Source organism: uncultured Cyclobacterium sp. (assembly GCF_963976465.1).
Lineage (GTDB): Bacteria > Bacteroidota > Bacteroidia > Cytophagales > Cyclobacteriaceae > Cyclobacterium.
Genome location: NZ_CAXBOC010000159.1, coordinates 1 through 10,265 on the forward strand (window position 1 = coordinate 1; position 10,265 = coordinate 10,265).

Annotated in this window: 8 protein-coding genes; all 8 read left to right on the plus strand. The window is 39.6% G+C overall.

Annotated features, from left to right (window positions below; genetic code table 11):
- The first annotated feature begins 75 nt into the window (after nucleotides 1-75).
- Nucleotides 76-1,326, plus strand: a complete 1,251-nt coding sequence (locus AAC037_RS10630; protein WP_339902978.1) for a peptidoglycan DD-metalloendopeptidase family protein — start codon at nucleotides 76-78, stop codon at nucleotides 1,324-1,326.
- Between the two features lie 113 nt (nucleotides 1,327-1,439).
- Complete coding sequence (locus tag AAC037_RS10635) at nucleotides 1,440-1,649, plus strand: twin-arginine translocase TatA/TatE family subunit (protein ID WP_339902979.1); 210 nt, start codon at nucleotides 1,440-1,442, stop codon at nucleotides 1,647-1,649.
- Nucleotides 1,650-1,653: 4 nt separating this feature from the next.
- Nucleotides 1,654-3,087: an Asp-tRNA(Asn)/Glu-tRNA(Gln) amidotransferase subunit GatA gene (gene gatA / locus AAC037_RS10640; RefSeq protein ID WP_339902980.1), complete on the plus strand. Its 1,434-nt coding sequence runs from the start codon at nucleotides 1,654-1,656 to the stop codon at nucleotides 3,085-3,087.
- A 3-nt stretch (nucleotides 3,088-3,090) separates the two neighbouring features.
- Nucleotides 3,091-4,482: a LysM peptidoglycan-binding domain-containing protein gene (locus tag AAC037_RS10645; protein WP_339902981.1), complete on the plus strand. Its 1,392-nt coding sequence runs from the start codon at nucleotides 3,091-3,093 to the stop codon at nucleotides 4,480-4,482.
- A gap of 83 nt (nucleotides 4,483-4,565) precedes the next feature.
- Entirely contained in the window at nucleotides 4,566-5,660 is a 1,095-nt protein-coding gene (locus tag AAC037_RS10650; protein ID WP_339902982.1) for a DUF4837 family protein, read from the plus strand.
- 35 nt (nucleotides 5,661-5,695) lie between these two features.
- On the plus strand, nucleotides 5,696-7,960 hold the full coding sequence (locus AAC037_RS10655) for an NADP-dependent malic enzyme (RefSeq protein WP_339902983.1): 2,265 nt from the start codon (nucleotides 5,696-5,698) through the stop codon (nucleotides 7,958-7,960).
- On the plus strand, nucleotides 7,957-8,559 hold the full coding sequence (gene ruvA, locus AAC037_RS10660; RefSeq protein WP_339902984.1) for a Holliday junction branch migration protein RuvA: 603 nt from the start codon (nucleotides 7,957-7,959) through the stop codon (nucleotides 8,557-8,559). Before AAC037_RS10655 ends, ruvA begins: the two co-directional genes overlap by 4 nt.
- 100 nt (nucleotides 8,560-8,659) lie before the next feature.
- Nucleotides 8,660-10,265 (plus strand): cell surface protein SprA (gene sprA / locus AAC037_RS10665; protein WP_339902985.1); only part of this gene is annotated, 1,606 nt, incomplete at its 3' end.

Consider the following 10,265-nt stretch of genomic DNA (forward strand, 5'->3'; position numbering starts at 1 on the left):
TTTTTTTAAACGTAGAAATGATCAAAGTAGAATTAACGGATGCCCCACTTAACTTCCCATACAATTTTTAGTCAATTGAGCAAAGCTAGAGTACTTTGCCTTGCTATTATATTACTCTTTGGGTTGGGATCAACCTCTTTCTTAACCGCTCAAATCACTGCCGATAGAGCAAAACTAGAGAAAGAGAAAATTGCTATTCAAAAAAGATTACGGGAATTTGATACCGTATTGCGAAAGACAACGGATGAAAAAAAAGTTTCTGTCAAACAATTACGCGCAGTAAATCAAAAACTGCAGGAGCGAGAGAAGTTTATTGCTACCATCAATAAAGAGCTTCAGCTGGTCAATACAGAAATTAATATAACTTCCGCTCATATAAAAAGATTAAGTGATGAGTTGGATTTACTCAAGGAAGAATATGCCCAAATGATCTACACCTCCTACAAATTAAATCAAGGGGTAAACCTCATTACATTTATATTTTCTTCTGCCACTTTTAAGCAATTTTATATGCGCTTAAAATACCTGAAGCAATACAGTGATGCGCGAAAAAAGCAGGTAGAACAAATGGAAAAAGTCAGCATGGAATTGGCTGAAAAGCAAGAGGATTTGGAAATACAGAAAAAAGATCAGTTAAAAGTTCTTACCGAAGAACAAGAACAGAAAAAAGAGTTAGACCGCCTTAGAGAAGAGCAACAAAGAATGGTCAATGCTTTAAGCAAAAAGGAAGAAGAGGTTAAAAAAGAAATTGCAGCAACAAAGAAGCAACAGGCAGAGCTCAACCAATTGATTAAAAATGTTATAGCTGAGGAAATCAGATTGGCCAAAGCAGCCGAAAAGGTAGATGAAAAACCAAAGGCGAAAAGTCCAAGTACAAAAGCATTACCAACGACCCCAAAAGTGAAAAAACTTTCAGCCTCATTTGCGAGCAACAAGGGAAACATTCCATGGCCGGTTGATAATGGTTTCATTTATAAAAAATATGGCACCTACCCCCACCCCACACTTAAAGGTATTACTGAAACCAATGATGGCATTGACATTCAAACCACCAATAATTCCCCTGTGAAATCTGTATTCCCCGGCACGGTTACCAAGATCACCACAGTTCCCGGTATGGGGGGGACAATTATTATAAAACATGGAGAATTTTACACCATGTATAGTCGGCTGAAAACCATTAATGTAAAATCAGGTGAGGAAGTTCAATCCAATACTGTAATTGGACACGTATATTCAGATGAGGATGGGTATTCAGAACTTCATTTTCAAACATGGAAAGGCCTACAGGTAATGAATCCTACCATTTGGCTTTCTAGTAAATAATGGTTAAATTTTAGTATATTTAAAAAAAATAATTACAACATGCTTTATTTCCTTTGCGTTAGAAAAGCACAATCATATATTTGTAACAATTTCAAAATCAAAATAATCGAATCATGAATACATTGGGTTTTATACAAAATATCGGAGGAGGATCACTTGTGGTCATCGTTCTGGTAGTTATCCTTCTTTTTGGAGCAAAAAGAATTCCTGAACTAGCGAGAGGACTCGGTAGAGGTATCAGAGAATTCAAAGATGCTACCAAAGAAATTCAGGATGATTTGGAGGAAGGACTGAAAGACGACAACAAGAAAGCAAACAAATAATAAGTTGGAAAAATTTCGTTCATTCGATGAGATAAGGAAATCGCTGGAAAAAAAGGAAACGGATTGTAAAGCGATTGTCAAATATTACTTAAGCAAAATTGAAACGAAGGCGCAACTCAACGCCTTCGTTGAAGTTTATAGCCAATCTGCCTTAGCACAGGCTGCAGCTATTGACGAAAAAATAGCCGCCGGAAAAGCTGGAAAACTTGCAGGTATGGTAATTGGCATAAAAGATGTTTTATGTTTTAACGAACATGAATCAAATGCCTCAAGCAAAATCTTGGAAGGTTTCGAATCCCAGTTTACCGGCACCGCAGTGCAGCGCTTAATAGATGAAGATGCCATTATTATTGGAAGGTTAAACTGTGACGAATTTGGCATGGGCTCTTCCAATGAAAACTCTGTTCATGGGAAAGTACTTAATGCCATAGACGAAAGCAGGGTTCCCGGAGGTTCTTCCGGTGGATCAGCAGTGGCTGTTCAAGCCAACCTTTGTACAGTATCTTTAGGTACTGATACAGGTGGATCGGTGAGACAACCTGCAGCTTTTACCGGAGTAATTGGCATCAAGCCCACTTATTCCAGGGTGTCTAGATTTGGGCTTATTGCTTATGCATCTTCATTTGACACGATTGGCGTTTTCTCAAATAATATTCAGGACAATGCATTGGTTCTAGAAACAATGGCGGGCCCGGATGATTACGACAGCACTTCTTCAAGAAAACCTGTCCCATCCTACAGCAAACTATTGCATTTCGACAAACCGGCTAAAATTGCCTACTTAAAAGAAACTGTTCATTCAGAGGCATTGCAACCGGAAATTAAGGCCAATACTTTAAATGTTCTGGAAAAACTGAAGGAAGAGGGCCATACGGTAGAGGAAGTCAATTTCCCACTGCTGGACTATGTGCTCCCTACCTATTATATCTTGACGACTGCTGAAGCAAGTTCAAATCTATCTAGATTTGATGGAGTAAAATATGGCTATAGAACGCCAAATGCCCACAACCTAGAAAGCATGTACAAACTCACCCGGACTGAAGGATTCGGTGAAGAAGTAAAGCGAAGAATAATGCTTGGTACCTTTGTGTTGAGTGCGAGTTACTATGATGCTTATTTCACTAAAGCTCAGAAAGTAAGGAAGCTTATCAAGGATTTTACGGAAGACCTGTTGACTAAATATGACTATATAGTCTTACCGACCACGCCAAGCACTGCTTTTAAATTTGGTGAACATTCAAATGATCCTGTAGCCATGTATCTGGAAGATATGTTTACCGTACAAGCATCCGTTTCTGGAGTTCCTTCTATTTCCATACCAAACGGAAAGGACAACAAAGGTTTACCTATAGGGCTTCAAATCATGACCAATTCCTTTAAGGAAGCTGAGTTATATGCTTTTGCCAATTATTTGACAGCAGCAGCATTTAATAAATAAAATATGAGAATAAAATCTTTCTATATACTAATAGTGATTTTGGTATTGGCCGCACCTTTAGGAAGTGTGTCAATGGCCCAAGAAAAAGCACTGACTGTCTCGGTTGACCCCTCGGGCGAAGAGACAGTTGTGCCTTATTATGACTACGAATATATACCGGATTTTACTTATGAAGAAGTGGAACAACGTATCGCAGAAATGGATACGGACATGCCTTTTGAACTCAATGAAACTATTTTTGCCTTTATCAATTATTTCACGGTAAGGAATAGAGAATACACCCGAATGGTTCTTGAAAGACAAGGCCATTTTTTCCCAATGTTTGATACGTATCTTTCTGAGCACAATATGCCGAAAGACATCAAGTACTTATCCATCATTGAATCCGGATTAAATCCAAAAGCACGTTCCCGCGTTGGGGCCATGGGACTATGGCAGTTTATGCCGGCCACGGGTAAAGATTTTAAGCTCTATTATAACAGTCACGTAGACGATCGCTTAGATCCGGAACGCTCAACGGAAGCTGCTGTACGCTACCTCAAAGCATTGAATAAAAGGTATAACAATTGGGAGTTGGCCTTGGCTGCTTATAATTGCGGACCGGGAAATGTAAATAAAGCCATCAGGCGCTCAGGTGGAAAACGAACCTTCTGGGAGATATACAGGTACCTCCCAAGAGAAACCAGAAGTTATATTCCCCAATTTCAGGCAATCATGTATGTCTTGAGATATGCTGAAGAACACAATTTAATATTAGAGGAGCCATCTTATCCTATGGCCTATGAAAAGGTCAATATGGGAAATGGCTATACTTTAGAGAGCCTAGCCAAACATACCGGTCTTTGCATTGAAGACCTTGAATACCTTAATCCCTCACTGAAAAAAAGCAAGGTACCTGAATTTGGAAAAGCAATTAGTATCAATGTTCCCAAATCCGGTCATGCATTCATTACTGACAATCATGAAGCCATAAAGGACTCTTTAAAAATTGAAAATCAGAGATACCTGGCAAGCCTACCGGAGAAAAAACCGACCAAAGCATTGCACAATGTTACCTACAGAGTAAGAAGTGGAGATGTTTTGGGTAAAATCGCCGAAAGGTACAATGTATCTGTCAGCCAGCTTAAATCATGGAACAGCCTATATTCCAATACAATTAAAATCGGGCAAGTTTTACATATTTATCAAGATAAATCAAGTTTTGATAAAAACTTAGCCAGTTCCGAAAGCATCTCGACCAACAGCAACGGTGGCAAAATGTACACTGTTCAGCCGGGTGATTCTCTCTGGTTAATCTCCAAAAAGCTAGAAGGGGTTACCATTGATCAGCTCAAGAAATTGAATAATCTGAACAATAATCGGATCAAACCGGGCCAAAAGTTGATCATTGGCTAAATTTCAAACTAATTTCTTAATTATTTTTTTGAGTTGCGATAATTATATCTAAATTAGGCTTACACAAAAACAAACGAACTATTATGAGTTTAAGATTTTGCATTATAGCCTTGTTTACTGCGATGGCTTTTGTCGGATGTCAAAACGATTCGGCAAACAGTTCTGATAGCAATAAACCTAAAGCCAGAGGTACCCTAGGGGAAATAATCCTGGTCATAGATTCTGCCAAATATGCGGGACCTGTAGGAGATGCGTTAAAAGAAATCTTCGAATCGGATATCGAAGGTATTATTAGGGAAGAATCCATGTTTTATATGAGAAAGGTGGACCCTAGAAAAATGACACGTATGTTGAGAATGGCATCAAATATAATATTTGTTACCACATTTGATGATAAGCGTCCGGGCAGTAGGACTGTAGCCAATCAATTCTCCCCCGAATCAATTGAAAAAAGCAGGGCTGACTCCTCATTGTTTATGTTAAGAAACAAGAATGAGTTCGCCGTAGGCCAGGAAGTAATCTATTTGTTTGGTGAAAATGAAGATGAGTTGATCACCAATATGAAAGCCAATAAGGATTTGCTACAGAGCATCTTTTCCAATAAAGAAAAGGAAATTTTGGGCAAAGCCCTCTTCAATCGAATAAATGGTGAAGGCGTTTCTAAGCTGGCTGAAAAATTTGAAGTGTCAGTGAAACTTCCAGCTTCTTATCAGTTTGTAAAAGAGGAAGAGAACTTTTTATGGTTCAGGCAGCCTACAATCGGTGTAGACAAACCCGATATTAGCTTATTTTTCTACCAAACAACATATGAAGACGAATCTCAGGTTTTTCCGGAAAACATTATTAAGTTAAGGAATGAAATCACCAAACCAAATATATATGGTGACCCGGAGGTACCTGAATCCTATGTAATCATAGAAAAACAGATTCCACCGGCTTTCAAAAACATCAGATTAGACGGTCAGTATTCCGTAGAAATGCGAGGATCTTGGAAAACCAATAACTTAACAATGGGAGGTTCATTTCTATCCTATACAGTAGTAGACGAAGCAAAAGGAAAAATTTTCTATATGGATGGATTTGTATATTACCCTAATGAGGCCCATAGGGCATCAATTAGAGAAATTGAGACCATTCTTCAAGCCACACAGTTTGAACTGAAGACAGAATCAGAATAAACATAAAAAAACCGGAAATTATTTTTCCTTGCCTAATGAAGATAAGAAAAGAGGATGCGTTAAATTATCATGAATTTAAGAAACCGGGAAAAATTGAGGTAGTCCCCACCAAGCCACTTTCCAGTCAGCTGGATTTGGCTTTGGCCTATTCTCCCGGCGTAGCAGAACCTTGTACCGCCATCCAACAAAGTCCTGAAAAGGTTTATAAATACACCTCCAAGGGAAACTTAGTTGCCGTTATTTCAAATGGTACAGCTGTTTTGGGTTTAGGAAATATCGGTCCTGCTGCATCCAAACCTGTGATGGAAGGAAAAGGGGTATTATTTAAAAAATTTGCAGGAATTGATGTTTTTGATCTGGAAATAGACGAGAATGATCCGGAAAGGCTAATCCAAACCATTCGTTCACTGGAGCCTACTTTTGGGGGAATCAATTTAGAGGACATCAAGGCTCCTGAATGTTTTATCATTGAGAAAAAGCTAAAGGAATTAATGAATATTCCTGTCATGCATGACGACCAGCATGGTACAGCCATCATATCCGGGGCGGCACTATTAAATGCCCTGGAAATGATCCAAAAGAAAATAGAAAACATTAAACTGGTAGTTAGTGGAGCAGGAGCTGCTGCAGTTTCATGTGCAAGGTTTTATATAGGCCTTGGTGTTAAATATGAAAATGTAGTCATGTGTGACATTGATGGGGTCATACGAAAAGACAGAAAAGGTCTGTCAGAAATACATCGACTTTTTGCTACAGACCGAGACCTACACACCATCACGGAGGCCATGAAAGGAGCGGATGTTTTTCTAGGCCTATCAGCGGGCAATATTATTAACCAAGACCAAATCAGGTCCATGGCTAAAAACCCTATAGTCTTTGCATTGGCCAACCCCACACCGGAAATTAGCTATGAGCTAGCGATGGCTGCCCGCGAAGACATCATTATGGCCACCGGGCGTTCCGATTACCCCAACCAAGTAAATAATGTTATCGGCTTCCCCTATATTTTTAGAGGAGCTCTTGATGTAAGGGCCACAGGGATCAATGAAGAAATGAAACTTGCAGCAGCCTTAGCCATCGCTGATTTAGCCAAACAGCATGTTCCGGACATTGTCAATAAGGCTTATGGTGAGGCAAAGTTAGCCTTTGGGAAAACTTACCTTATCCCCAAACCATTAGACCCCAGGTTAATAACCACCATTGCTCCGGCTGTGGCCAAAGCAGCCATGGAGTCCGGTGTGGCCAAAACGCATATAGAAGATTGGGATGCCTATGAGTTAGACCTTCAAGAAAGGATAGGTATAGACCAACGCCTGATGTCTCGAGTGGTGACCAGGGCTAAAGAAGACCCTAAAAAGGTAGTATTTGCAGAAGCAGATAATCCTAAAATTTTGAAGGCCGCTCAAATAATGCGGGATGAAAAAATAGGTGTTCCAATTTTACTGGGTAATAAACAAAAAATTAAAAAACTTATCAAGGCCAATTCTCTTGATTTGGATGATGTCACAGTCATTGACCCAAGTGAAGATAAATCAAAACTAAAGCAATACGGACAATTGCTTTACGACAAAAGAAAACGCAAAGGCATGAGCCTTTATGAAGCCAAAAAGCTTATGAAGGAAAGGAACTATTTCGGAGCAATGATGGTGGAGCTAGGAGAAGGAGATGCCTTAATTTCTGGATTAACAAAAGATTACCCAAGAACCATCCTACCTTCTTTGCAGGTAATCGGGGTAAAAAAAGGAGTAGACAAAGTTGCGGGCATGTACATCATGAACACAGATAAGGGTCCGCTATTTTTTGCTGACACCACAGTAAATGAAAATCCTTCTGCCGATGAACTGGTGGAAATCATCGGTTTAACTGCCAATGGAGTCCGCTTTTTTGACATAGAGCCAACCATTGCTATTTTGTCCTATTCTAATTTTGGTTCAGCCAAAGGCAAAGTACCTGTAAAAACAGCCTTGGCTACAGCCAAGGCTAAAGCCCAGTTTCCCGACTTGGTAATAGAAGGTGAGATGCAAGCCAACGTAGCCTTAGACGAAGAGATTCAGAAAGAAAATTATCCTTTTAGTTCCTTGATTAATAATAAGGCCAATACTTTGATATTCCCGGATTTGGCATCGGGTAATATTGCTTATAAGCTGGTCGCTGAGATTGGAAATTCTGAAGCCATAGGTCCTATCCTTTTGGGTATGAATAAATCAGTGCATATTTTACAATTAGGTAGTTCTGTAAGAGAGATTGTCAACATGGTAGCCATCGCAGTGGTGGATGCCCAAACAACAGCAGATGAATGATTACTTATCTTAAAGGAAAACTAGCATTCAAAGACCCCACCCATGTCATCATAGATGTTCATGGCATTGGTTATGAAGTAAAAATATCCTTAAACACCTATGGGAAAATTGAGGACAAGGAAGAAATTATGCTTCATACCTACCTGCATATTAAAGAAGATGCGCACACTCTATTTGGGTTCAAAGAGGCCTCTGAGAAAAAAGCTTTTTTAAATTTAATCTCGATATCAGGAGTTGGTGCAAGTACCGGTTTAATGATTCTTTCTAGCCTGACTGTACCTGAACTAGAGCAAGCAATCGGTTCAGGGGACCACCCGACTATTCAGCGAGTAAAAGGAATCGGTGCCAAAACCGCACAGAGGATTGTTTTGGAACTAAAAGACAAAATTATAAAAGATGGAATTTCTGCTCCTGAGGGAGGGACGCAGGGCTTTGTTCAAAACAGCAATAAATTAAAACAAGAGGCGTTACAAGCTTTGATTACCTTAGGCTTCACTAAGGCTCAGGCAGAGAAAAATATCATGACTGTTTTGAAAAAAAGTGGTCCCGATGTTTCTTTAGAAGCATTAATTAAAGCATCTTTAAAGTCATCATCATAATATAACTACGTTGGTCTTTACTTTCTCAAATATTTTTTGGAGAAATAAGTCATTGCAACACTATCCTACTTCCCTATCAGGACTGTTTTTTATAGTGTTAATGATGTCTTTATCGGGCGTATATGCCCGCCAATCGCCAACGACTACACCCACTGACACTGTTCCCAGTTTGATGGACACTTTAAATAAAAGAAGGTCTTTGCCCTCTTTTTTATTGTGGGACAATTTAAATACCAAACCACTGTATCCCTATCAAAATCCATTTTTGAGAAGGGACACTCCTTTTTTATTGAAACCTGAAAAAAATCAAAGGATAGAAGTGGAAGTAGATACTGCAGTAAGCTACAGAATCTACCCGAACACCGATTCTACGTCAACAGACCCGGGCTATTCCCTGGATTTCGATGATTATTCAAGAATGCAGGAATATAGAATCAGGCAACAATACTGGAGAGACAGATCTAGAGGCCTAGATGGAGAAAGTGCCGTGGGTGGAAGGGGCTTGATCCCGCCTATTACCATGAGTCCAACCTTCGACAGGCTATTTGGAGGCAGCGAAATTACAATAGTACCTACAGGAAATGTTAACCTGGATTTTGGAGGAATATTTAGAAGGATTGACAATCCTTCCATTCCCATTCGGCAACAGAAAACCGGGAATTTTAATTTCAACCAACAAATCCAAATGAGTGTCAATGGGATGCTCGGGCAAAAAGTGCGGATAGGTGCGAATTTCGACAGCAACAATTCCTTTGATTTTGAAAACCAACTAAAGGTGGAATACGGCGGGTTCGAAGAAGACATCCTTAAATCAATTGAAATAGGAAATGTCAGCATGCCTGTTCAAAACAGCTTAATTCAAGGGGCTCAAAATCTATTTGGTGTTAAAACCCAAATGCAATTTGGGAACTTATTCATGACCACAGTTGCCTCCACTCAACGTGGCAGAAGGGACGAAATCATTATTGAAGGAGGAAATCAAGGGAGGCCTTTTGAGGTTAGGGCATCAAATTACGATGAAAATCGACACTTTTTTTTAGGTCACTTTTTCCGAAACAATTATGAGAATTGGCTGAGAGGTTTACCCCAAGTCTTGTCTGGGGTGCAAATCACACGGCTAGAGGTCTACATTCTTAATAGGGCAAACAATACCGAAACCCTCCGGAATTTTGCCGCTTTTGTGGATTTGGGGGAAGGACAAAGGATATTTAAACCTTCCAACCCTAATATTGGCACAGGAAATCCACAATCCCCGGCCTCTAATGCTGCCAATGCGCTCTTTGATAACCTAAAAGGCAATCCATCCTTTAGAAATTTTGAAACAGCCGCCACCGCAATTAGCAATGACCTTGGGCTGGAAAGAGGGCTTGATTTTGAACAAATCAATGGGGCGAGAAAACTTGCAGAAAATGAATATACCTTTGATCGGCAGTTGGGGTATTTTAGCCTTTCTAGAAAACTCCAAAACGATGAAGTAATTGCGGTTTCCTATGAATACACCTATAACGGACAAAGTTATAAAGTGGGTGAGCTCTCAGAAGATTACCAAAACCTATCTGAAGACAATGTCATCTTCTTGAAAATGCTTCGACCGGCAAGAATAAATACATCAATTCCTACTTGGGATTTGATGATGAAAAACATTTATAATCTTAACGCCTCTCAGATCAGCAAAGAAGCTTTCCAGTTCAGGGTAATTTATCGCG

Excerpts from the sequence above, each read along its gene's own strand:
- AAC037_RS10635 (WP_339902979.1), top strand. The coding sequence starts at position 1,440 with ATGAATACATTGGGTTTTATACAAAATATCGGAGGAGGATCACTTGTG.
- AAC037_RS10645 (WP_339902981.1), top strand. The coding sequence starts at position 3,091 with ATGAGAATAAAATCTTTCTATATACTAATAGTGATTTTGGTATTGGCC.
- AAC037_RS10650 (WP_339902982.1), top strand. The coding sequence starts at position 4,566 with ATGAGTTTAAGATTTTGCATTATAGCCTTGTTTACTGCGATGGCTTTT.
- AAC037_RS10655 (WP_339902983.1), top strand. The coding sequence starts at position 5,696 with ATGAAGATAAGAAAAGAGGATGCGTTAAATTATCATGAATTTAAGAAA.
- ruvA (WP_339902984.1), top strand. The coding sequence starts at position 7,957 with ATGATTACTTATCTTAAAGGAAAACTAGCATTCAAAGACCCCACCCAT.